The sequence below is a fragment of the Chryseobacterium arachidis genome (assembly GCF_900129245.1).
In the GTDB taxonomy this organism is placed as follows: Bacteria; Bacteroidota; Bacteroidia; order Flavobacteriales; family Weeksellaceae; genus Chryseobacterium; species Chryseobacterium arachidis.
In genome coordinates, this window is sequence record NZ_FQUT01000001.1 from 637,397 (window position 1) to 660,299 (window position 22,903).

Consider the following 22,903-nt stretch of genomic DNA (forward strand, 5'->3'; position numbering starts at 1 on the left):
AATAAATCACGAAAAAAGATTTGGAGAAATCCAGGTCTTTTTTTGTAAAGCAATTTATATTGAAAAGTTAGAAATTAGAGGTTAGTTTTATTTTACAGAACAAATCTTCAACTTTTCATCATTTATCAATCATCATATTTATCAATTATAAAAATGAACAACGGTATTATCATATTAGATTTCGGATCACAGTACAACCAGCTTATCGGGAGAAGAATCCGCGAGATGGGTGTATATTCTGAAATTTTACCTTTCAATACACCATTAGAAACGATTTTAGAAAAACAGCCGAGAGGAATTATCCTTTCAGGTGGGCCAAGTTCTGTAAACGCAGAAAACGCTCATTTGGTTGAAAAAGAATTGTATGAACAAGGAATTCCTGTATTGGGAATTTGCTACGGAATGCAATTAACAGCACACCTTTTGGGCGGAAAAGTTCATAAAGGAGTAAAAGGTGAATACGGAAAGGCACATTTGGAAATCATAAAAGAATCTTCTTTACTGAAAGGTGTTACGAACAATTCTGTCGTTTGGATGAGCCACTTTGACGAAGTGGGACAATTGCCTGCAGGTTTTGAATTAAATGCAACATCTGGAGTTATTGCTTCCATGTCGAATGAAGAGAAGAAAATCTTTTGCGTACAGTTCCACCCGGAAGTTTCTCACACAGAGGAAGGTGGAAAAATGCTTGAAAATTTTGTTTTTGGAATCTGTAATGCAGAAAAAAACTGGAAACTGACAAATTATATTGATAAAACAGTTGCAGAAATCCGTGAAAGAGTAGGTGACCAAAAGGTTATTCTAGGACTTTCTGGAGGGGTAGATTCATCTGTTGCGGCGGTTTTAATTCACAGAGCAATCGGTGATCAACTGACTTGTATCTTCGTAGACACAGGGTTGTTGAGAAAAGACGAAGGCAAAAAAGTGATGGACAATTATGGAGAGCATTTCCATATGAACATTAAATTGGTCGATGCTTCTGAAAGATTTTTATCAAAATTAGCAGGGGTTGACGATCCGGAAGCAAAAAGAAAAATCATCGGAAACGAATTTATTCATGTTTTTGATGAAGAATCTCATAAAATTGAAGGTGCTAAATTCTTAGCTCAGGGAACCATTTACCCTGATGTTATTGAAAGCCAGTCCGTAAACGGGCCTTCTGCGGTGATCAAATCTCACCACAATGTTGGTGGACTTCCTGAAGAAATGGAGTTTGAATTGCTTGAGCCTTTGAGAGAATTATTCAAAGATGAAGTAAGAAAAGTAGGAGAAGAATTGGGAATTCCTTATCACTTGGTACACAGACATCCTTTCCCTGGTCCTGGTTTGGGAATTAGAATTTTAGGAGCTGTTGACGCTGAAAAAGTGAGAATTTTACAGGAAGCTGACGATATTTTCATTGAAGAATTGTACAAAAACGATTTGTATGAGAAAGTTTCTCAGGCTTTTGTGGTTCTTCTTCCTGTAAAATCTGTTGGAGTAATGGGCGACGAAAGAACTTATGAATACACAGCGGTAGTTCGTTCTGCAAATACCATCGACTTCATGACAGCAACCTGGAGCAGGCTTCCTTACGAGTTTTTAGATACTGTTTCGAGCAGAATCATCAACGAAGTAAGAGGAATCAACAGAGTAGCGTATGATATTTCAAGCAAACCACCTGCAACGATTGAGTGGGAATAATTTTTGACCTGAATTTTAAATATAAATCCTGCCTTTTGGTGGGATTTTTTGTTTTATTTTTGATATTTAAATTTTTAAAACTGTTAACATGAAAAATGTAATAATTGTGGGAATTTTATTGATATTATCCGCTTGTAATAAAAACCCTGAAATCAATGAAGTGATTAGTCAAAAAAAAATAATTACCGAGATTGATAAATTTATTGAAGATTCTAATGCAAAGAAAAAAGTGAAATTCATAATCGTGTCAGGATTTGAAAATCCCGAAAAAAAACGATTGGATTTACTGTTCACGAATCAAAAACCTACCATTATTAATGAAAATTCACCAAGGATAAATGATGAAATTAAAAGTCAGAAATATGGTTATTTTAAGTACAAAGATTACGAATTTCTTGTGACTCAGAAGCTAGAAAATATTTTTAAATTAAAATATGAAGATTTTGACCACATGAAAGAGCACTTTACTGTAAAAGAGCATGCTTTTACAAAAGAAGAAGCGATGAAAGAAAAGTGGCGAACAATGTATGTAAAATATAATGAGGCAAAAGATTCTGTTGAATTGAGTAGTATTTCTGAGCTGTCTTTACCTGATTATTCAAGATAAATATAAATCCTGCCTTTTGGTGGGATTTTTTTGTTTAATAAATATTATAAAAATAGAAATCTTCAGCAGAAAAGCTGTCCATATTCTCAAAATAATTGAAATATTTATTATAAGTTTCAGGATTTACTGTCAAAGATTGTTCGGATAGACTATCTACTTTTATATACTTTAAATATTTAAATTGATTTAGGATTAATCTAACCTCGGAATAAAATTTATTTTCTATGAAAAATAAAGGATACTCTAAGCATAAGTATCCTGTAACAGTATTCTTTAAAGCTAAAATTGCAACTTTTTCTTCTTCTAGATCAATAGTAATGAAATATCTCTTTGATAAAATATCGACGATATAATGAAAATCCTGATGCTTCCAATTTATGTCTGATGCTACTGCATTTTTTATTATAGATGTTATATCCACTATGAGTAATTTACTTTATGGAAAATACAATTAATAAACAAAAAAATTGATAGAAATATATGGCTACTAAATTAAAATTGTTTTAAGAGCATACTATCAGTAAAATATTAAGCGATATCAGTAAACAATATATCAATTTAAATAAAATATGCTTATGAAAAATAAGATAACTTATTCCCATAGATCCTATTAAATAAATATAAGTAAAAGTTTTTGTCTCCTCAATACTGATTGGTGAAACTGAAAATAAATTTATATTGTGTGCTACATTAATTGTCGAATCAGTATAGAAAATTCGTAAAGCAAAAATAATGGTTAGACTAATGTATTGGATTAATGGATATATTTTCATGGTAATTGCACAGTTCTTTAACAAATCTTTTAAATTGTTTAAACTGTATTTGTTTAATTTTTTCCCTAAATTTAAGTAAAATTACATCAAATGCAAATTGAAACAAGAACGCTCACCGTTCAGGATTACCCTGAATTGGTAGAGACTATGAAGCGGGCTTATCCGCAGATGTCGGAATACGTCTGGTCTAAAAAAAGTATCGAAAAACTCACAAAAATATTTCCTCAAGGGCAAATCTGTATCACAGTTGATGGCAAATTGGCAGCGGTTGCACTTTCCATTATTGTTGATTATGACGAATTTGGTGACGATCATACCTACAGTGATATCACGGGAAATTATACTTTTAATACACATATTTCTACGGGAAATGTATTGTACGGAATAGAAGTTTTTGTTGATCCGGAGTTTCGTGAGTTGAGGTTGGGAAGAAGATTATACGATGCCAGAAAAGAATTATGCGAACTATTAAATTTAAGATCAATCGTTTTAGGTGGAAGAATCCCGAATTATCATAAACACAGCGAGCTTTCACCGAGAGAATATATCAGAAGAGTTCGTGATAAGGAAATTTACGATCCGGTTTTATCTTTCCAATTGTCAAATAACTTTCTGCCGATCAGGGTTTTAAAGAAATACCTTCCGGAAGACGAATCCTCGAAAGAGAATGCGGTTTTGCTGCAATGGAATAACATTTATTACAGCAAAAAACCGAATACCATGCAGGACAGTATAATTCGTCTGGGGTTGGTTCAGTGGCAGATGAGACATTTTAAGGATATCGATGCTTTTTACGAGCAGGTTGAATTTTTTGTCGACGTGATGGGAGATTATAAAGCAGATTTTGTGCTTTTCCCAGAGTTGTTCAACACACCTTTATTGGCTCCCTTCAACAAACTTTCGGAACGCGACAGTATGATTGAACTGGCAAAATTAACGGAAGAAATCAAGATGAAAATCTCAGATTTGGCCATCAGTTATAACGTGAATATCATCTCAGGAAGTATGCCTGTTTTTGAGAATAACGAACTGTATAATGTGAGTTATCTTCTCCACCGAGATGGTAGAACCGACGAATACCGCAAAATTCACATCACGCCGAACGAGAAAAAATACTACGGAATGAAAGGCGGAAACGAGATCAAAGTTTTTGATACCGACTGTGGAAAAATAGGATTAGTCATTTGCTATGACGTTGAGTTTCCGGAACTTCCAAGGATTTTAGCCGATCAGGGAATGAAGATTTTGTTTGTACCTTATCTCACGGATACTCAGAATGCTTACATGCGTGTTCGTCATTGCGCGGCGGCAAGAGCGATTGAAAACGAATGTTATGTAGCGATCGCGGGTTGCGTAGGAAACCTCCCGGGAGTTAATAATATGGATATCCAGTTTGGTCAGGCTGCAGTTTTCACACCATCGGATTTTGCTTTTCCATCGAATGCCGTAAAAGGAGAGGCAACTCCCAATACAGAAATGACTTTAATCGTCGATGTAGACTTAAATTTACTCAAAGATCTTCATCACAACGGTTCGGTTCAGATCATGAAAGACAGAAGAACAGATTTATACGAAACGTATTTAAAATAGAAAAAACGGAGAGCATAGTGCTTTCCGTTTTTATCTTCTGTTAATTTAAAATTTTTCTAAGCTAATTGCGGGCAAACAACAGCCGGGCAAATCAATCCCGGACATTTTGGTCTTCCGTCAGTCGGGCAACATTGGTTAGAACAGTTTCGGATAATTCCCGCTCCAGAAATACTTTTCATCTGAGCTCTTGATACTTTCTTTAAATTTTTCATTGTAATGATTTTTTAGAGTTGGTTTTAATGTTTAGTATTTGTAAAGTTAAAAAATTTCTTTGAAATTGAAATTTTAATTGATTTTTTTGAAGCTGTTTCCCGCTATCCACTATATCTTTTTTGTTACGGCTCCGCTTCGCTCCGCCGCAACAAAAAAGGATGCCGTTTCTATCGGGGCTAGGGTTGCAGTCATCTATTCAAGAAAGAAAGATAGCCATAAAGTTTGTCTTTCTGCAGGGAATCTAAACGTAAATCTTTCAATATTATATTTTAATACTACGTTTAGACTACGGAAAGACAAACTAGATTGAATAAATTTAAAATATTGAACCGCTTTATTATCATTTGTTGAGTGAAATGTCTTTGCGAACAAAAAAATATTTTTAATCATTTTAAAGAAAATCTTCGCTATCTTTTCGTTTAAAATAGATTCTTCAATCCTGTGTGCTTCTTTCAGAATGACAAAACTGAAAGGGAAATTATAAAAAAGAAACGATTTAAAATAGAAAACTAAAATCTTTAAAAGGAATAATTTTTGAATTAAATTGCAACTACATTTCAAGACATGTTTGATAAGCAGCAAAGAAAATTAAAAAGATCCGCCAGACTGATTTCCATATTAAGTAAGTACGGCTTTAAAGATCTGTTGGCCAGAATGAATAACGGAAATAAGCAGGTAGAAATTTCCCAAAATCCTGACGAAATTGTTTCCAAAGGAACCGTTTATGAAAGAATCCGATTAGTTTTGGAAGAACTGGGACCTACTTTTGTGAAGCTTGGACAGACCTTCAGCAACAGGGAAGATCTTCTTCCGCCGGAGCTGATTCAGGAATTACAGAAGCTGCAGGATAAAGTAGAAACGGTCGAAATGAATGTTGAGGAAATTCTTGAAAATGAATTTAATATTTCCATTAAAGAATATTTTGCTGATATTCAGAAAGATCCGTTGGCAACAGCGTCGATTGCTCAGGTTTATAAAGCTATTTTGCTGGATGGAACTGAGGTGATTCTAAAAATTAAAAAACCCGATGTACAGACTGTCATTGAAGACGATTTGTTGCTGATTAAAGATCTTGAAAAGCTGGTTTCCTCCTATTCTGAATTGGGCGAAAAACTGAATTTGAAACAGGCAATTTCTACATTTGAAAGGTCTTTGCTTGAAGAAGTTTCTTTGATTAATGAGAAGGAAAATATCCTGCAATTCCGACGAAATTTTAAAAATAATAAAGAAACCTACGTTCCCAATGTTTATGAAGAGCTTTCTAACAATAATATTCTTTGTATGGAATTTATTGACGGAATCAAGGTGACGGATAAATCTGTTCTGTTAGAGAATAATCTTGATCCGGTAAACGTTTCTGAGGTTGGTTTGAGGCTTTTTGTAACCCAGATTATGGATTATGGATTTTTTCATGCAGATCCTCATGCTGGAAATATTTTAGTGAAAAGAGACGGAAAGGTTGTTTTTATTGATTTCGGAGCCGTAGGAAAAATTCCGCCGAATGATAAAGAAGTCCTTGAAAATTTAATTGTCAGTTTTGTCGCCAAAAACCCTCATAAAATTGTACGGTATCTGAAAAAAATGGCAATTAATTATCAAATTCCGGATGAAAGACGGTTTGAAAATGATGTGGAAGATATTCTGAATTTCGTTCATAGTACTTCTTTAAAAGAAATCAATGCACAGGAAGTCATTAATAAAATGAAAGATGTGCTGCAGGATAACCGACTGCAGATGCCGGATTATTTTTATCTTTTGTTTAAAGGAATTACCTTGATAGAGGGTGTTGGACGAAATATCAATCCTGATCTCGATGTCGTAAAAAGTTTAAGTCCTTTCACGAAAAAAATATTTACCAGAAAGATCAGTCCTCAGAATCTTCTGAAAACTGGGGTAGACAGAATGATGAATTTCACGGATAATGTTGATGAAATTCCCAAAGAACTGCGTTCAGTTTTACAGAAATTAGACGAAAATAAATTCACAGTTTCCAGCGAAATTAAGAATATTGAAAAGACAAACCAGCTCATTAAATCAAGCATTATTAATTTAATATTGGCCATGATTTTAGGAGCAAATATTATTGCAACGGCAATTGTTTTTGTTTCAGAATCAGGTCCGAGAATTGGAGAAATGTCTTTGGTGGCAGTATTGGGCTTTATTTTTTCTGTTTTGTTGGTGATTATTATTTTGTTGAGGATTACGAGAAAGTAAATAAATTATGCATCAAAATGTCCTTTTGACAAAGGAAGAATCTCAGCTTAAAACTTAAATTTTTAAACCATTAAGATACGGTTAAGTTAAGATTATGAAGAGATTGCTTCGTCGCTTCGCTTCTCGCAATGACAAACGACTCTTATTTCGAACATAAAAACTTCCATCACCCATCTTCAAGCTTCCCACTAAAGTTTAAAAAATTAAATGCCTATCTTTGCAAAATGGAGAAACTCACTTTTGCAGATTTTGACCTTCCGGTTAAAATTCTTGATGTTTTAGCGGACCTTAATTTATTTGAACCTACACCGATTCAGGAAAAGAGCTTAAAGCCGATACTTTCCGGAAGAGATGTAATGGGAATTGCACAGACCGGAACCGGGAAAACATTAGCGTATCTTTTGCCTGTTTTGAAGACGTGGAAATACAATAAAACCGGGAATCCAACTGTTTTGGTATTGGTTCCTACGAGAGAATTGGTGGTACAGGTAACAGAAATTCTGGAGAAATTAACGGAAAATATTACTGCAAGAGTGATTGGAATTTATGGAGGTAAAAATATCAATACTCAAAAACTTTTGTTTAACGATGGCTGCGATATTCTGGTGGGAACTCCGGGTAGGGTAATGGATTTGGCGATTGATAACGCGATCTCTTTGAAGGAAGTTCAGAAACTGATCATTGATGAGTTTGATGAAATGCTGAATTTAGGTTTCAGACCGCAACTGACGCACATCTTCGAAATGATGAAGGAAAAGAGGCAGAATATTTTGTTTTCTGCAACCATGACCGAATCCGTTGACGAAATGCTGGATGAATATTTTGCAAGCCCGGTTGAAATTTCTTTGGCGAAATCCGGTACTCCACTTGAAAAAATTGAACAAACGGCTTATAAAGTTGAAAATTTCAATACGAAGATTAATTTGTTGGAGCATTTGCTGAAAACAGATGCCGATATGTCTAAAGTATTGATCTTTACCAACAACAAGAAAAATGCAGATCTGTTGTTTACAAAAATTGATGAGCTTTTCCCTGAACATTTTGATGTAATCCACTCGAATAAATCTCAGAACTACAGATTGAAAGCCATGAAACGCTTTGAAAATGAAGAAATAAGAGGTTTGATTACAACGGACGTTATGGCGAGAGGTTTGGATATTTCTGATATTACGCACGTTATTAATTTTGAAACTCCGGATATTCCTGAACAATATATTCACAGAATCGGTAGAACGGGTAGGGCAGATAAGGATGGTAAGGCAGTTACTTTTGTGACGAAAAAAGAAGAAGCTTTGGTTCTTGACATCGAATTGTTGATGGATAAAGATTTGAAATTCATTGATTTCCCTGAAGAGGTAAAAATTAATCCGAAAAAAATTGCTTCTGAAGAAGATCTTGTCGTAATGAAAAACCCCGCACAGGTTAAATTAAATGACGGAGGAGGAGCTTTCCACGAAAAGAAAGCAAAAAATACCAAAGAAAACTGGGGCGGACCTTCAAAAAGAAAAGCACCGAAAAAATTCGGAGCCAACAGAGCTCAACAGAAGGCTATTTCAAAATCGAAAAGAAAGAAATAATAAATAAAAACTCCCTCAATTTGAGGGAGTTTTGTTGTATATAGATATTATCTTGCTAAAACTAAGACCACTTTATCTTCTATACCATCACCATTTTTATCATCATAATCACCCACTACCTGGAATTCATTCTGATTATGAGCAATTACTTCGTATTCATCACCATCAATAGTAATTTTCATGCTTGAATGATTGTAAGAATACGATACGGTTTCTTCTCCATAATTTGTACATGTCCCGCTTACATTTTCGTAAGTATTGGTAGTTAATGTATTATTTGATTTGAAATTAAATGTACTTTTTTTGTAGCAGGTATCGAAATTATCGGTTGAAATTATGCTTCCGTTACTTCCTGAAATCACTTTTTCCATTACTGGTTTCCAGGTTCCGACAACCGTTTGTGAAAGATTCTCTTCGTCGTCATTGTTGCTACATGATCCTAAGGCAATGGTAGAGGCTATTGCCAGAAATAAAATTTTCTTCATTGTTTGATTTATTGTTATTAATTTTCGGCAAAGAAATGAAAAAAATCAATGGCGACCAAATTTATTATATTATGTAAAGTTGCATAAAAAACTCCCTTAAAAAGGGAGTTCCGTTTAATCAAATTGAATATTGTTATTTTTTAGAATCTCTTTAAATTTCTCAGTTTTACCTTTCTCTTTCATACTTTTATAGATGGCTCCTATCAATGATTCTGCATCAGTTCTGTAAGGTGATTTTTGATTTGTATAAATTCTGTATGCTTTACAGATATAGTCCAGTCCTTTTTCATCATCTTTTAATGCATTAAAATATACATTTCCTATTCCGTAATAAACTTCGGGGTCTTCAGGATATACTTTATCAAGATCCATATAAGCGTCAATTGCCTTTTGGAATTCCTTTTTGTAAATATATACGATCGGAATATTCTGTAAAGCCATTTTTCCTTTGGAATCTAATTCAAGAGATTTTTTATAAGCTGAAATTGCTTTGTCATATTCTCCAGATCTTCTATAATTAATTCCCAATGCATCCCAAGCGTAAATAAATTTTGGATCTTTTTTTACGGCTTTCTCCATATTTTTAATGGCTTCTTTCCAGTCTTCCTTTTCTGCGGCCAACCGACCATTATGATAGAATTCCATGGCTTCTTTATCATTCGAAAATCCTTCATCTTTAGTTTCCGAAACTATCGCTATATTTTTTACACTTTCACAGTTTTTCATTAAATATCGTTCCAGTTCGTTATAGCTGTCGATATACTGTTTAGAATTTTTATCTGTATTAAATGTAAGATTGATTTGTTTTTTGCCGTTTACTACAGGGGCATCTTTTTCTAAAGTTTCTGCGCTTCCAAGTAAAGTACCCATTTGTAATGCTCCGGTTTGTTTATCGATACAGCTTTGGATATCTTTTAAAATATCACTTTTACTTCTGTTTAATAGATGAATTGAATCTGAACATTTACAAGCACCATCCGCAAGTTCCTGAATGAGTTTTCCTTTATCAAATCCGTCTTTCTTTTTTTGCCCAAAATATAAAGAACAAATGAAAATCGGAATTAAAGTGGTTATTAGTTTTTTTATCATGTTTAAAAATTATTTCATATAAGGATTCATCACCTTGGTCCAAAGCTGATATCCCTCAGGAGTCATGTGAAGCATGTCTTCTACGAAAAGCTCTTTTCTTACATTTCCGTTGGAATCTTCCATTACTTTTGTGATATCGATGAATTCAGAATTAGGCTGTTTTTTCATAAAAGCGGCTATTTTTTTGTTGGCTTCTTTCATTTGTGGCCACAGTTTCTCGCGGCTTGGAGAATATTTTATGGAAATATAATCAACCTCGATATTCGGGAATTTTGCTCTGATTTTTTTGTAAAATGTCTTAAATCTGTCGACAACTACTTTAGCTTTAAGCTTATCATTATCTGCAAAATCGTTTTCACCACAGTAAATAATAATTTGTTTCGGTTGATAGTTTAAAAGATCATTGGCATAATAATTAAGATCCGTCAGTCGTGATCCTCCAAAACCTCTGTTGATAATGGTTTTATCCGGAAAATAATTTGTAACATCCTTCCATTTTGTAAAAGACGAGCTTCCTACCAAAAGGATGGCATCTTTTGCTGGAGGGTTTTCCTGATCTAATTTTTTGAAATCTTGTATGTCCTGCCAAAACATCGGCTTTTTTTCCTGTGAAAAGAAAAGGGCAAAGGTCAGCAATAAAAATGCTGATAACATCTTCTTCATTGTTTTAATAATTTAAGTTTATATTAAAATTTCTTTTTCATAAAAAACTCCCGAAAATTCGAGAGTTTATTTTTATCTTGTGTAAGAAATATAGGTTACATCCGGTACCATGTCTCCGTTCTGATCAATATTGTCGAACTTCTGTTTTAGTCTCAATTCAGAACTTGTAAGAATAACTACCTGATATCTTCTTTCGCTGTCATTTTTATATTTGATAACCATTTCCTTGGTTTCGGTATCATAAGTGTAAGTTCCTTCACTTTTATTGGCAAGCTGGCAGTCTGCTCCAATTCCTGTATAGGCAGAATAAGAAGTATAATAATCTGTTCTGAATTCTGTAATATTTTTTGTTGAACAACCACTTGGTATCATTACATCGATTACTGTTTTATCATCTTTTCCGTCGATAACTTCCGTTTTAACTGTTTTCCAATCACCTTTCATCATATCCATTTCATAAGCTTGGATATCATCATCTTGGCAAGAAGTAAGTGCTAACGCAGAAAAGGCAAATAAAAGTAACTGTTTTTTCATTTTCACAAATTTAAGAATATGCTAAAATATAAATAAATTTGAAATATCCGTAATGAAATTTTGGTTTTTTAAACGAATGTTTGTAAATAAAACAATTTAGGCAGGAAGTTTGAAGATGGGTACAGGAAGTCTACTATCAAATCGTCTATTTTTTAAAACGAAAATAATGAACTTCCATCACCCAGCATCAAACTTCCGGCTTATTAATAGCTCATCTCCACAATTTTATAAGCATCCTGCGGGGTCAGTTTTCTATTTTCACCCAGACCTAACCAGTTTCTTTCTGTAAATGCTTTTTCTACTCGCTCTGCTGTTCCTTTAAAGTCTTCTGTATACTCTGAAAGTTTGGTCTGAATATGCAGACTGTGGAAAAATTCTTCCATTTTCTTGATGCCCAGTTCGGCTTTTTCTTCAAGAGTTCCTTCTTTAATTCCCCAGACTCTTTCTGCGTATTGTGCTAATTTTCCTTTCTTAGACTCGAAATTATAACGATAATGAGAAGGTGCAATAATTGCTAAAGTTCTTGCATGATCAATACCGAAATAAGCAGTCAATTCGTGTCCCATCGCATGAACTGCCCAGTCTGTAATAACTCCTTTCTGGATCAGTCCGTTCAAAGCCATGGTACAGCACCACATAAAGTTTCCGGCTGCATCTGCATTAAAATCATCTGCCAATACTTTCGGAGCAGTTTCCTGCAAACTGATCAGGATGCTTTCCGCAATTCTTTCCTGTAAGTCTGCCGAAGATGGAGCGGTCATATATTGTTCTAAAACGTGGGTATATGCATCCGTTAATCCGTTTACGATCTGGTTTTTAGGAATTGTTCTGACCACTTCAGGATCCAAAACAGAAAATTGAGGGAAAAGTCCTGGACCTCCTGATGACAATTTTTCGTTGGTTTCCCTTCTTGAAATAACATAGCCGGAATTCATTTCAGAGCCTGTTGCAGGGAGTGTTAAAACACTGCCGAAAGGCATTCCTTCGCCCTCGAATGTTCTGACTGGTTTTTTCAGAATTTCCCAAGGTTCACCGCTATAATTGGCTGCTGCAGACAGGAACTTTGTGCCGTCGATTACAGATCCGCCACCCACAGCTAAAAGGAATGTAATATTTTTTTCTTTAATAAAACTTAAAGCATTTATTAAAACTTCATATTCGGGATTGGCAGGAACACCTCCAAATTCATAGAGGTCATGCTCTTTTAGGGCTTCTTTAACCTGATCATAAACTCCGTTATTTTTGATGCTTCCGCCGCCGTATACCATTAAAACTTTAGCATCTTTAGGAATTTCGTTTGAAATTTTTGCAATTTCACCTTTTCCGAAAAGTATTTTTGTTGGATTTTTAAACTCGAAATTAAGCATAGTTCTTAAATTTATTTTAACCCAAATTTACGTATTGCCCAACGAAATTTAAGTTAAAGAAGTTTTAAAATTGTAATGATTGAATTTTATTAAAACTATTGGTTTAATGAAAAAATAAAAACATTTAATTGTCATTCTGACGTAGGAAAAATCTCTATGCACAAAATAGATTTTTCACTTCATTGCATTTCGTTCAGAATCACATTACGGAAATCAATTAGAAAGATAAGCTTTTGCTTTTTCAATAAACTTATTCTTATCCTTTTTAATATCCTCAATCAGTTTTTTTCTATCCTCGGGAATCTGCAGATATTTATCACCCCAAAGATTAATTTCAACGATCAAAGGGAGCAGATCAATACCTTTTTCAGTTAAATAATACAAAATTTTAAGTTTATTATCAGGATGATCTTTTTTTGCGATAATTCCGTTTTCTGTCAAATTTTGAAGCCGGGATGCCAGAATATTGGTCGCAATTTTCTCTCCGGCTTTCAGAAAATCTCCATAAGTACATTCTTTTTTAATCATCAGATCACGGATAATCAACAATGACCATTTGTCGCCCCACATTTCGAGGGAGCAGCTGATAGGGCAGTCTGATCTTTTTTTATTCATAATATCAATATCTAAAATATCACTTGCAAAATGAAAGTTTTTGTTTTAAATTTACTTGCAAAATAAAAGTAAATTTAATCATAAATAATTAATAAATCAAATGGAAAATTATGACATTGCCGTAATCGGCTCCGGACCTGGTGGCTATGTTGCTGCGATAAGAGCTGCACAATTGGGTTACAAAACTGCAATTATTGAAAAATATGATACTTTGGGAGGAACGTGTACCAACGTTGGCTGTATTCCTACAAAGGCTTTGCTGGACAGTACCCATCATTTTTCGGAGGCTCAGCATACATTTAATGAACACGGGATTAAATTAAATCAAATCGAGCTCGATTTTCAGCAAATGTATAAAAGAAAGGCAGAAGTAGTTTCAAAAAATACGGCGGGGCTTGATTTTTTAATGAATAAAAATAAAATTACAAGACTTAAAGGAACGGCAAGTTTTGTCAATAATTCAACCATAAAAGTGACAAATGAAAATGAAACTATTGATGTCACTGCAAAATATTATATCATCGCGACAGGCTCGAAACCATCTACAATTCCAGGTGTTGAGATTGATAAACAGAGAATTATCACTTCAACCGAAGCGTTGTCTTTAAAAGAACAACCAAAATCAATGGTAATCATCGGAGGAGGAGTGATTGGTGTTGAAATGGCATCGATTTTTAATCGTATTGGAACTCAGGTGACAATTTTGGAATATGCTGATCATCTGATTTCAACAATGGATCATGAATTGGGGAAAAATCTTCAGAAAATCCTTAAAAAAGAAGGAATTGATATCCGTTTAAATCAAGGTGTTTACAAAGCTGAGAATCTAGGATCTTCCGCAAAAGTTTTGTTTAAAGATAAAAATGGAGCAGAAAACGAACTGGAAGCTGATTTTGTTTTGGTTGCAGTCGGAAGAAAGGCTTTTACTAAAGGCTTAGGCTTAGAAAATACAGGTGTTGAATTAGATGAAAGAGGTTTTATTAAAGTATATGAAAATAACCAGACTGCGGTTTCCAATATTTTTGCGATTGGTGATGTGATTGGAGGTGCAATGTTGGCCCATAAAGCGGAAGAAGAAGGTGTTTTGGTGGCAGAAACGATCAACGGACAGAAACATCATATTCACTATGACAGAATTCCGGGGGTAGTGTATACTTGGCCGGAAGTGGCTTCTGTAGGCTATTCTGAAGAATATTTAAAGAAAAATAATATTCCATACAATGTTGGAAAATTTCCGTTTTCGGCAAGTGCACGGGCGAGAGCTTCAATGGATACGGATGGCTTTGCGAAAGTTTTGGTAGATCCGAAATATGGTGAGGTTTTGGGTGTTCACGTCATTGGCGCGAGAGCTGCAGATTTAATTGCACAAGGCGTTATTGCTCAGGAATACGAGATCACAGCAGAAGACATGTTCCGAATTTCTTACGCGCACCCTACATACTCTGAAACGTTGAAAGATGCGTATTTAATTGCTTCGGGACAAGGCGCAATAAATATTTAATTTGATGATTGGAAGCTTAAAGCTGGAAGTTATGAAGGTCATTCTAAAAATGATACGGATGGCAGTAACTTCCCGCTTCCGTCATTAAATTCGTTAAAATATTAGTGCAGTGGACTTCCGTCGGCTCGAGTGATTTTTTGCATCGAAGTGGAGAAAAATTGTATTGGGAGCTTCTAAACTATTTGAGTTGATTGATATAGATAAAAAAAATCTTGATACAAATTCTTTCAGAATTTTACTCGAATTGAAGGCGTTTTAATTAAAAGGATATAAATTTTTTATAATTTTTTACACTCTTCACTTTTAAAATAAATTCCGTTGCTTTTTACTTCGGATTTCCCTGTTTTTCTATTCATTTTAATAATGAAAGATTCTTTCTTGAGCGGACAATTTTTTGTTTTCGAAAGATATAATGAAATATTGCTGTCATCAATTTTATAAGAACTGCTTAATGGACTTGTTGAATCAACTGTGTATCCATAAGTATTTGCAATTAAAATTGCTTCCGGAAGATTATCTACAAATCCAATGAAACTTCTCAATTGTTGTTCGTTCGAGAAATATTTTGACTGGCTGTTTTCACAGGCAATAACATATGAAAAACAATCTTCGCCCAAGCATTTTTGAAAGAAACCTTTTTCCGGAGCAGGATCGTTAATCGTCATGAAATCCGGCGTTTGGCTTTCATAAATGATCGCTTTGTCCGGATCGGGATTGTTGCGAAGAACCGACCAGTAATTGTATTTCTTGTCGGGAACGATAAAAGGATAAAGCAGGTCTGTATTGTCTAAGATTTCCGGGATTTTTTTGTAATCATGCGGAACAGCTTTCTGGCTGAAAACCAAACCGGAGCATAACAATAAAATCGGAAATAATAATTTCATTCTGTATTTTTTTTGCAAATGTAGCAAAGTAAAAGTTATTGGAATATAATTTTATAGTATCCATTTTCGTCTTTTACGTCAATCCCAACACCCGTAAAGGTTAATTTATTGATTTGGAAACCGTCACAGCCTCCTTTAAATTCAGACGACTGGATCGAAAAATCAAAAACTTTAACGCCTGAGTAGAACTTGTAGTTTTTGGTTCCGTTATAAGCTCCGACATTTTCCAAAATCACCATATCATCCGAGGTTCTCGTCAGTTGTACGCCCACATTATTTTCATCCTGGATAGAAAATGTGGTCAGCGTTCCATTGGTGATCAGATTTTCATCATTCACATCAACAAATTTAAAAGCAATCGGTTGAGGTGCATTATAACAATCGTCACCACAAGCGGTAAAAAATAATAGAGGCAAAAGAAATAAGAATATTTTTTTCATAAGTTTCAGATTGGTGTGAAGTGTAAAATTAATTATTTAAAGTATTATAATCAAAATTATGATGATCCGAATGAAATTTTCTACGTTTAGTAATTAGAAATAAATACTTATCTACAAATTTCAAAACCTCCGATTTGAAAAATTTCTATGAGTGTTTCGTCATCATCTTCGGGTGCAATATAATCCTGATTTAAACTGTATTGGTAAGAGAGAAACAATCCATTAATTAAATAACCCGGACTTTCATCAGGATCGAGTTCAGCATTCAATTTTTCTACGGTATTCCAAAATATTTTTTTATAATTTTCTTTCATGAGTCTGGTATCAATAATACGCAGAACACATTCTGAATCTCTTGGATCAGGAGTTATTCGTCTAAAAAACAATAACCGCTTTCAGCATCATTTTCTGTCGGTAAAATATAATGTAGCCACTGTTTTAAATGTCCTTCATCGCCTTCTGAACTTAATCTGTTCATTATTGTTTCCAAAACATAGTCATATCCGGACCATCGGGAACTCCAGTCTTGCCCGTTTTGTAAGGTAATGAAACCTGATGCCATTATTTTTTTATTTAAAATTCAAACTTACAGATTTAATATTTGAATTTGATATTTAATTAAAATTTAATTATTTTTAGACTAAAAAGCTGATTAATTCAGAACAAAATCTCCTACATTTGTTATATGATACACGACCAACGCGCAGAAAAATTCAGGCAGATTGTGGAAAATAAGTTCCAGATCTATAATTCATTATTTATGAGCCTGCCTTATGATAAAATGACGAATATCGGGATGCTGCTTCCGTTTCTTTGTGAAGAAAGCAAGATCGGCTACGAAGCTGGTAAAACACCCGAAGAAATCATTGAAGAATTCTTTAAAAATCATACAGATTTACAGACCGAAGAGCAGAAAACAGAGTTGCTTTTTAAAATTATACAATATATTGAAAGACAGGTGGTTCTGTTTGATAGTATAGAGGACGCTGCTTTCCCGAATCTTCACTCCGAAAGCGATAACGGAACGGTAACCAATATGTACGAACGTTCATTGCAGGATCACAAGCTGGAAAAAATCCGTGAAAAGCTGAAGGATTTTGCAGTAAAAGTCGTTTTTACGGCTCACCCGACTCAGTTTTATCCGAACTCGGTGCAGAGAATTTTACATGATCTGAGAAATGCGATCACTACAGATTCAATTACAAACATCGATATGCTGTTGCAGCAGTTAGGAAAGACTCCCTTTGTTAATAAAGAAAAACCAACACCGATTGATGAAGCGCTGAGCATTATTTATTATCTGAGATATGTTTATTACGATTCCATCGGAGAGCTTTTTACCAAGATAAAGACAACTTTTGAAAATAATCATTTCCACCTGCATGAAGACCTTATTCAGTTGGGATTCTGGCCGGGCGGCGACAGAGACGGAAACCCGTTTGTAACGGCGGATGTTACCAAAAGAGTAGCGGAAGAATTAAGGTCTGCTATTTTAAAGGCATACTACAATAATCTTAAATTGGTAAGAAGAAGACTGAGTTTCAGAGGTGTTTCTGAAGTTTTAGGACAGTTGAGCGCTGAATTATATACCGCTATTTTCAGGAATGAAAAAATTGAGGCAGAAGATATTATAAAAAGGCTGAATGAAGCTGAAAAAATATTGGTAGAACAGCACAATTCATTGTTTATCGATGTGCTTGTGAATTTCAGAGACCGTGTAAAGATCTTCGGAACCCACTTTGCGACGTTAGACGTTCGTCAGGACAGCAGAATTCATCAGAAAGTGATCGATGAGGTTTTTGCTAAAGTGTTTGGAAATGCTGAAGCGAGCTACGAAGAGAAATATAATAAATTAATCGGGATTAATGAAAAAATTAATGCTGATGATTTTGAAGATATTGTAAAAGATACTTTATTAACGGTTTCACAAATCACAGAGATTCAGGAATTAAACGGATCAAGAGGAATGAACCGTTATATCATTTCCAATTCTGATGCGGTGAAAGATGTAATGAATGTGTATGCATTTTTCAAAGTTTGTGGTTATCAGGATGAGGAAATTAATATGGATATTGTTCCGCTTTTCGAGACAATGGAAGGTCTTGCCAATGCAGAAAACGTGATGAATGAATTGTATCAAAATCCGGTTTACAAAAAGCATCTGGCGAAAAGAGGAAATCAGCAGACGATTATGCTTGGCTTCTCGGACGGAACCAAAGACGGTGGATATCTGAAAGCCAACTGGGAAATTTATAAGGCGAAAGAAGTCTTGACCCAGCTTTCCGAACAAAACGGAATCAAGGTTGTTTTCTTCGACGGTAGAGGAGGTCCGCCGGCAAGAGGAGGAGGCAAAACTCACGACTTCTATGCTTCTCAGGGTAAAACAATTGCCAATAATAAAATTGAGTTAACGATTCAGGGGCAGACCATTACCAGTATTTTTGGGAATAAAGAACAGGCAAAATATAATTTCGAACAGCTTTTAACGGCGGGGGTCGAGAACGATGTTTTTAAAAATGCAAAGAAAGAATTAACGGAAAAAGAAAGAGCGTTAATTGTAGAATTGGCGGATATCAGCTATCAGAAGTATTCAGATCTGAAAGCGCATCCGATGTTCGTTCCTTATCTTCAGGAAATGAGTACGTTAGAATATTACGGTAAAACCAATATCGGAAGCCGTCCGTCGAAAAGAGGCGGAGGGAATGAACTTAAGTTTGAAGATTTAAGAGCGATTCCGTTTGTGGGCTCATGGGCACAATTGAAGCAGAATGTTCCCGGATTTTTCGGTTTCGGTTTTGCGATGCAAAAAATGAAAGAGCAGGGGAGATTTGAAGAAGTGAGAGCATTGTATAAAGGTTCCGATTTCTTTAAAACATTGGTGCTGAACTCGATGATGAGTATGAATAAAACGTATTTCCCACTGACCTATTACATTAAAAATAATCCGAAATTCGGTGCTTTCTGGAATGTTTTATTTGATGAATATTCTCTGTCTAAAGAAATTATGCTGGAACTGACAGGCTTTAAAATGCTTCAGGAAGAAGATCCTTTGTCAAGAAAATCCGTGAAAATCCGTGAGAAAATTGTTCTTCCGCTGTTAAGTATTCAGCAATATGCATTAATGAAGATTCAGAAAGGAGAAGGCAATAAAGAGGCTTATGAAAAGCTTGTGACGAGATCTTTGTTCGGAAATATTAATGCGAGTAGAAATTCGGCATAAAAATCCTGTATGAGAAACTTGTTGTATGGGTCAATGGTTGCAGTTGGACTGTTTATTTCAGTCGGTTGTAAAGACTCAAAAAAAGATAAACTACCGCCGGCTGCGAAGAATGAGGCTTTATCCGTGGAAAAAGCGATAAAAGATCACGTGGGAACCGGAAATAAGAAAAAACCAGCCGATTTTTTACCGAATGGCTACGTGCTCTTTGAGGAGGTTTATGGCGACCTCAATAATGACGGACTGAAAGACTGTATTTTAATTATCAAAGGCACAGCAAAAGATAAAGTAATTCAGCACGAAAGTCAGGGCGAATTAGACCGCAACCGCAGAGGAATTATTGTTCTTTTGAAAACTAAAAACGATGACTATCAGCTGATTGTTGAAAATAATAGTTGTTTTTCCTCAGAAAATGAAGAAGGCGGAGTGTATTACGCTCCGGAATTAATGGTGTATGCTGAAAAAGGAAATCTGTTTGTTCATTATGCTCATGGAAGATACGGCTACTGGAAATATACTTTCAGGCTGAAAGGTTCAGATTTTCAGTTAATTGGTTATGATGCAAGCGATAATCACGGCCCTGTAGTGAATAATGAAACGAGTATTAATTATTTAACAGGAAAAAAGCAGTACAGAGAAAACACAAATCCGAATGCGGATAGCGGTGAAGAGGTGTTTGAAGAAACCTGGAGTAAAATTCCTGTCCAGAAACCAATTATGCTTTCGGAAATTAAAGATTTTGATGAACTGGAAGCCTCCTAAATAAGTATGACAAAATAAAAGGAAACAAAAATCGTTCTAATCATAAAATTAAAACTATCCATACTTTCGGATAGTTTTTTTATCGCTTAATTTTAAACTAATATCCAATGAACCTTAAATTTTTCGTTACATTTTTCACTGTTTTTTCCATGGCAGTTTTTGCTCAAAAACCTGAAAAGATCACTTTTAAAGATACTCCTAATTATTACTATAAAATAATACCGGAAGGCAAACCTGCCGGAATGATTATGATTTTGCCCGGTGGTGGTGAAACTCCTGAAAGGGTAATGAATCAGATTTATCTGGATGAACTGGCAGCTGAGAAAAACTTGATTGTTGTTTTTCCTGGTTTTGAAGACGGCGATTTTAAAATGGATATCGAAAGAAAATTTTTAGACAGAATAGCAAAAGATATTGTTGAAAAACACAAAATTCCGAAAGATAAAATTGCTATCGGTGGATTGTCTTACGGTGGAATGTTAGCGGTAAAATATGCTGAAATTGCCGTGAGAGATAAAAATACTTATTTTACTCCCAATTCAATTTTTGCTCTTGATCCGCCACTTGATTACGAAAAAATGTATTATCAGTTAAACCGTGATATCGAAAGAAATTATTCTGAGCCAGCCGTAAACGAGGCAAAATATTTTAGCAAAGAAATGGTGGAAGCGATTGGCTATCCCGACAAAAACAGAGATAATTACATTAAAGAGTCTATGTTTTTATACACTGAAAAAGATGGTGGCAATGCAAAATACCTGATGAATATTCCGATTCTGATGTACACAGAGCCCGGAATTATGTGGCAGATGAACAACCGGGGCAGAGATTTGTACGATACGAATTGCATCAGTATCACTGCAATGATGAATCTGTTAAAATTAAAAGGACATAAAGATGCAGATTTAGTTATTGTTAACGACAGAGGAATCCGACCTGAAGGTTTCAGGCATCCGCATTCCTGGAGCATCATGGATTCTGAGGAATGCTTACACTGGATTTTGAAACATTTTAATCAATAGTTTCAACTAAAAAGAGCTGTTTAATCAATTTTTAACAGCTCTTTTTTATTATTCTTTTATGAATTTTTCATAATAAATTTTATCCATTGTCTGAATTTTCAGGTAATAAACTCCTTTTGCAAAATCTTCAACTTTTACAGATTTCTGATGATTAACTTTTGTAATTAATCTTCCCAAATTATCGTAAACTTCCAAAGAAAGAACTTCCAGATCCGTTGCTATATTCAGAATATTTTTAACAGGATTCGGGAAAATGGCAACGCTGTTTTTCTTTACCAATTCGGAGGTGCTTAAAACATTATTATAAAACTTTCCGAAATTAAGAATTCCAAATCCCATCTGGTCGGTATGATTTGGGAAAAGAGATGCCGTTTCTCTCAGTCTGGTTCTCATCATATCTCTGTTCATGGTGGTAAAAGCCTGGATCAAACAGGCTACTCCGCCTGCTGCAATCGGAGTGGCAATCGATGTTCCGTTAACCACCAATGTAGCATCGTTGTACACAGAAATGGATGCAGATCCTCTTGTACTGCCGTCCGGTTTTATTACGCCGGCAGAATTCGGTCCGTAAGAAGAAAAGCTTGAGGAAGCTCCTGCGGAATCTACAGATCCTATAGTGAAAACTTTGGCATTATCTGCCGGAGTAAGAATATAATGCCATGGCTGTGCCCCGGAATTTCCGGCGGCGAACAATACAAAGATTCCTTTATTTACAGCTATTTCAGCTCCTCTGGCAATAAAAGAGGTTGTTCCGTTGAGGTTGGCATAAGTATAGTTATATTTCGGATCGTCGAAGGTGGCGTATCCTAAAGATGTGGTAATCATATCCACGCCTTTTCGGTCGGCCTCTTCGGCAGCTTCAATCCAGTAAAGCTCTTCTTCAGGGATTTCTACACTTGCATTTTCGCTGCGGTAAAGGTAAAAATCTGCATCGGGTGCCGAACCTACAAAAGTATCCTGGATATATCCTCCGATGGCGCCTAAAATAACAGAACCGTGACCATTCAGGGAAGGATTATAAATATCCGGGGTTTTTGTTACAAAATCATAACCTCCCTTAATGTGATTGTTAGTCCATAATCTTGAATATACAGATCCTGTATCTACGGACGGAAAACCTGAATCAATTACTGCTACTGTAACCCCCGTGCCTGTATATCCCGCAAGGTGAAGCGGACGGATGTTTACCTGATCGATCTGCTCGGAACCTGAACCATAATCAAATACAGTTAAGTTTTTGCTGGCGGACTGGTCCCAGTTTTCCCATTTGTTAACGGGAAGTGTTTTGGGAACTGTAGAAGAATTTTTAGCAAAACTTTCTACGGACAGGACATACGTTTGTGCCTGAAGTGTTGTAATCTGGGCTGGAGTAGCATTTACCGCGACACCATTCAGCCATTTCGAATAGTCTGTAACCGTAAATCCTAAACTTTGAATATTGTTGATATAAGATTGTTCAATCGGTGCATCCTGATCGTTTAAAGCAACGCCTAATGCTGTCCTTCGGTTCAATGACTTCTGAGTAAGCTCTGATAAAGGGTTTGCATAAAATGCAGCTTTGTTTGGTTTGTCTTTAAAAAAGACAAAAACGAGCGATGTCTGTGCAAAACTTACAGAGTAACCCGCTAAGAGACAAAAGAGTAAAGTTTTTTTCATGTATTTATTTT

At 35.1% G+C, this 22,903-nt stretch carries 22 protein-coding genes; 9 read left to right on the plus strand and 13 right to left on the minus strand.

Annotation, left to right across the window (positions count from 1 at the left end; genetic code table 11):
* Positions 1-153 precede the first annotated feature (153 nt).
* Positions 154-1,683 (plus strand): glutamine-hydrolyzing GMP synthase, encoded by a 1,530-nt coding sequence (guaA, locus tag BUA89_RS02840; protein WP_072953108.1) that lies wholly within the window; start codon positions 154-156, stop codon positions 1,681-1,683.
* Between the two features lie 88 nt (positions 1,684-1,771).
* Positions 1,772-2,290 (plus strand): hypothetical protein, encoded by a 519-nt coding sequence (locus tag BUA89_RS02845; RefSeq protein WP_072953109.1) that lies wholly within the window; start codon positions 1,772-1,774, stop codon positions 2,288-2,290.
* Positions 2,291-2,324: 34 nt separating this feature from the next.
* On the opposite strand, the gene BUA89_RS02850 is transcribed toward BUA89_RS02845, so the two are convergent.
* Positions 2,325-2,711 (minus strand): hypothetical protein, encoded by a 387-nt coding sequence (locus BUA89_RS02850; protein WP_072953110.1) that lies wholly within the window; start codon positions 2,709-2,711, stop codon positions 2,325-2,327.
* Between the two features lie 442 nt (positions 2,712-3,153).
* Here BUA89_RS02850 and BUA89_RS02855 point away from each other — a divergent pair, with 442 nt between their 5' ends.
* Entirely contained in the window at positions 3,154-4,653 is a 1,500-nt protein-coding gene (locus BUA89_RS02855; protein WP_072953111.1) for a carbon-nitrogen hydrolase family protein, read from the plus strand.
* Positions 4,654-4,709: 56 nt separating this feature from the next.
* On the opposite strand, the gene BUA89_RS23045 is transcribed toward BUA89_RS02855, so the two are convergent.
* Entirely contained in the window at positions 4,710-4,865 is a 156-nt protein-coding gene (locus BUA89_RS23045; protein ID WP_178362421.1) for a bacteriocin-like protein, read from the minus strand.
* A gap of 565 nt (positions 4,866-5,430) precedes the next feature.
* Here BUA89_RS23045 and BUA89_RS02865 point away from each other — a divergent pair.
* Both BUA89_RS02865 and BUA89_RS02870 read left to right on the plus strand, forming a co-directional pair.
* Positions 5,431-7,080 (plus strand): ABC1 kinase family protein, encoded by a 1,650-nt coding sequence (locus BUA89_RS02865; protein WP_072953113.1) that lies wholly within the window; start codon positions 5,431-5,433, stop codon positions 7,078-7,080.
* Positions 7,081-7,304: 224 nt separating this feature from the next.
* Entirely contained in the window at positions 7,305-8,657 is a 1,353-nt protein-coding gene (locus tag BUA89_RS02870) for a DEAD/DEAH box helicase (protein ID WP_072953114.1), read from the plus strand.
* Between the two features lie 47 nt (positions 8,658-8,704).
* On the opposite strand, the gene BUA89_RS02875 is transcribed toward BUA89_RS02870, so the two are convergent.
* The 6 genes from BUA89_RS02875 to BUA89_RS02900 all read right to left on the minus strand — a co-directional run bounded on the left by BUA89_RS02875 (position 8,705) and on the right by BUA89_RS02900 (position 13,410).
* Positions 8,705-9,142, minus strand: coding sequence for a lipocalin-like domain-containing protein (locus BUA89_RS02875; protein WP_072953115.1), 438 nt, complete (start codon positions 9,140-9,142; stop codon positions 8,705-8,707).
* A gap of 114 nt (positions 9,143-9,256) precedes the next feature.
* Positions 9,257-10,231 (minus strand): tetratricopeptide repeat protein, encoded by a 975-nt coding sequence (locus BUA89_RS02880; protein WP_072953116.1) that lies wholly within the window; start codon positions 10,229-10,231, stop codon positions 9,257-9,259.
* A gap of 9 nt (positions 10,232-10,240) precedes the next feature.
* On the minus strand, positions 10,241-10,894 hold the full coding sequence (locus BUA89_RS02885; RefSeq protein ID WP_072953117.1) for a GDSL-type esterase/lipase family protein: 654 nt from the start codon (positions 10,892-10,894) through the stop codon (positions 10,241-10,243).
* Between the two features lie 72 nt (positions 10,895-10,966).
* Positions 10,967-11,428, minus strand: a complete 462-nt coding sequence (locus tag BUA89_RS02890) for a lipocalin-like domain-containing protein (protein WP_072953118.1) — start codon at positions 11,426-11,428, stop codon at positions 10,967-10,969.
* 203 nt (positions 11,429-11,631) lie between these two features.
* Positions 11,632-12,795, minus strand: coding sequence for an iron-containing alcohol dehydrogenase (locus tag BUA89_RS02895; protein ID WP_072953119.1), 1,164 nt, complete (start codon positions 12,793-12,795; stop codon positions 11,632-11,634).
* 213 nt (positions 12,796-13,008) lie between these two features.
* Entirely contained in the window at positions 13,009-13,410 is a 402-nt protein-coding gene (locus BUA89_RS02900) for a winged helix-turn-helix transcriptional regulator (protein WP_072953120.1), read from the minus strand.
* Between the two features lie 100 nt (positions 13,411-13,510).
* Between BUA89_RS02900 and lpdA the strand changes: the two genes are divergently transcribed.
* A complete protein-coding gene (gene lpdA / locus BUA89_RS02905; RefSeq protein WP_072953121.1) occupies positions 13,511-14,911 on the plus strand; it encodes a dihydrolipoyl dehydrogenase in 1,401 nt (466 codons plus the stop codon).
* Between the two features lie 278 nt (positions 14,912-15,189).
* On the opposite strand, the gene BUA89_RS02910 is transcribed toward lpdA, so the two are convergent.
* From BUA89_RS02910 to BUA89_RS02925, 4 genes are all read right to left on the minus strand, one after another.
* Entirely contained in the window at positions 15,190-15,795 is a 606-nt protein-coding gene (locus BUA89_RS02910; RefSeq protein WP_072953122.1) for a hypothetical protein, read from the minus strand.
* Between the two features lie 35 nt (positions 15,796-15,830).
* Complete coding sequence (locus BUA89_RS02915; RefSeq protein WP_072953123.1) at positions 15,831-16,235, minus strand: hypothetical protein; 405 nt, start codon at positions 16,233-16,235, stop codon at positions 15,831-15,833.
* Positions 16,236-16,342: 107 nt separating this feature from the next.
* Entirely contained in the window at positions 16,343-16,549 is a 207-nt protein-coding gene (locus tag BUA89_RS02920; protein WP_072953124.1) for a hypothetical protein, read from the minus strand.
* A gap of 53 nt (positions 16,550-16,602) precedes the next feature.
* The gene (locus BUA89_RS02925) at positions 16,603-16,797 is read right to left on the minus strand and encodes a hypothetical protein (protein ID WP_072953125.1); all 195 of its coding nucleotides are present in this window, start codon (positions 16,795-16,797) and stop codon (positions 16,603-16,605) included.
* A 123-nt stretch (positions 16,798-16,920) separates the two neighbouring features.
* Here BUA89_RS02925 and BUA89_RS02930 point away from each other — a divergent pair, with 123 nt between their 5' ends.
* From BUA89_RS02930 to BUA89_RS02940, 3 genes are all read left to right on the plus strand, one after another.
* Positions 16,921-19,455: a phosphoenolpyruvate carboxylase gene (locus BUA89_RS02930; protein WP_072953126.1), complete on the plus strand. Its 2,535-nt coding sequence runs from the start codon at positions 16,921-16,923 to the stop codon at positions 19,453-19,455.
* 9 nt (positions 19,456-19,464) lie between these two features.
* Positions 19,465-20,214 (plus strand): hypothetical protein, encoded by a 750-nt coding sequence (locus BUA89_RS02935; RefSeq protein WP_228420512.1) that lies wholly within the window; start codon positions 19,465-19,467, stop codon positions 20,212-20,214.
* A gap of 107 nt (positions 20,215-20,321) precedes the next feature.
* A complete protein-coding gene (locus BUA89_RS02940; protein WP_072953127.1) occupies positions 20,322-21,236 on the plus strand; it encodes an alpha/beta hydrolase family protein in 915 nt (304 codons plus the stop codon).
* A 48-nt stretch (positions 21,237-21,284) separates the two neighbouring features.
* On the opposite strand, the gene BUA89_RS02945 is transcribed toward BUA89_RS02940, so the two are convergent.
* Positions 21,285-22,892 carry a S8/S53 family peptidase gene (locus BUA89_RS02945; RefSeq protein ID WP_072953128.1) on the minus strand — a complete coding sequence of 536 codons (1,608 nt, stop codon included), beginning with the start codon at positions 22,890-22,892 and terminating at the stop codon, positions 21,285-21,287.
* Between the last annotated feature and the right edge of the window lie 11 nt (positions 22,893-22,903).

What these genes read in the sequence shown, in the direction of transcription:
- BUA89_RS02865 (WP_072953113.1), top strand. Translation starts at nt 5,431, where the DNA reads ATGTTTGATAAGCAGCAAAGAAAATTAAAAAGATCCGCCAGACTGATT.
- BUA89_RS02895 (WP_072953119.1), bottom strand. Translation starts at nt 12,795, where the DNA reads ATGCTTAATTTCGAGTTTAAAAATCCAACAAAAATACTTTTCGGAAAA.
- guaA (WP_072953108.1), top strand. Translation starts at nt 154, where the DNA reads ATGAACAACGGTATTATCATATTAGATTTCGGATCACAGTACAACCAG.
- BUA89_RS02890 (WP_072953118.1), bottom strand. Translation starts at nt 11,428, where the DNA reads ATGAAAAAACAGTTACTTTTATTTGCCTTTTCTGCGTTAGCACTTACT.
- lpdA (WP_072953121.1), top strand. Translation starts at nt 13,511, where the DNA reads ATGGAAAATTATGACATTGCCGTAATCGGCTCCGGACCTGGTGGCTAT.
- BUA89_RS02940 (WP_072953127.1), top strand. Translation starts at nt 20,322, where the DNA reads ATGAACCTTAAATTTTTCGTTACATTTTTCACTGTTTTTTCCATGGCA.
- BUA89_RS02885 (WP_072953117.1), bottom strand. Translation starts at nt 10,894, where the DNA reads ATGAAGAAGATGTTATCAGCATTTTTATTGCTGACCTTTGCCCTTTTC.
- BUA89_RS02900 (WP_072953120.1), bottom strand. Translation starts at nt 13,410, where the DNA reads ATGAATAAAAAAAGATCAGACTGCCCTATCAGCTGCTCCCTCGAAATG.
- BUA89_RS02945 (WP_072953128.1), bottom strand. Translation starts at nt 22,892, where the DNA reads ATGAAAAAAACTTTACTCTTTTGTCTCTTAGCGGGTTACTCTGTAAGT.
- BUA89_RS02930 (WP_072953126.1), top strand. Translation starts at nt 16,921, where the DNA reads ATGATACACGACCAACGCGCAGAAAAATTCAGGCAGATTGTGGAAAAT.
- BUA89_RS23045 (WP_178362421.1), bottom strand. Translation starts at nt 4,865, where the DNA reads ATGAAAAATTTAAAGAAAGTATCAAGAGCTCAGATGAAAAGTATTTCT.
- BUA89_RS02915 (WP_072953123.1), bottom strand. Translation starts at nt 16,235, where the DNA reads ATGAAAAAAATATTCTTATTTCTTTTGCCTCTATTATTTTTTACCGCT.
- BUA89_RS02920 (WP_072953124.1), bottom strand. Translation starts at nt 16,549, where the DNA reads ATGAAAGAAAATTATAAAAAAATATTTTGGAATACCGTAGAAAAATTG.
- BUA89_RS02870 (WP_072953114.1), top strand. Translation starts at nt 7,305, where the DNA reads ATGGAGAAACTCACTTTTGCAGATTTTGACCTTCCGGTTAAAATTCTT.
- BUA89_RS02880 (WP_072953116.1), bottom strand. Translation starts at nt 10,231, where the DNA reads ATGATAAAAAAACTAATAACCACTTTAATTCCGATTTTCATTTGTTCT.
- BUA89_RS02910 (WP_072953122.1), bottom strand. Translation starts at nt 15,795, where the DNA reads ATGAAATTATTATTTCCGATTTTATTGTTATGCTCCGGTTTGGTTTTC.
- BUA89_RS02855 (WP_072953111.1), top strand. Translation starts at nt 3,154, where the DNA reads ATGCAAATTGAAACAAGAACGCTCACCGTTCAGGATTACCCTGAATTG.
- BUA89_RS02845 (WP_072953109.1), top strand. Translation starts at nt 1,772, where the DNA reads ATGAAAAATGTAATAATTGTGGGAATTTTATTGATATTATCCGCTTGT.
- BUA89_RS02925 (WP_072953125.1), bottom strand. Translation starts at nt 16,797, where the DNA reads ATGGCATCAGGTTTCATTACCTTACAAAACGGGCAAGACTGGAGTTCC.
- BUA89_RS02875 (WP_072953115.1), bottom strand. Translation starts at nt 9,142, where the DNA reads ATGAAGAAAATTTTATTTCTGGCAATAGCCTCTACCATTGCCTTAGGA.
- BUA89_RS02935 (WP_228420512.1), top strand. Translation starts at nt 19,465, where the DNA reads ATGAGAAACTTGTTGTATGGGTCAATGGTTGCAGTTGGACTGTTTATT.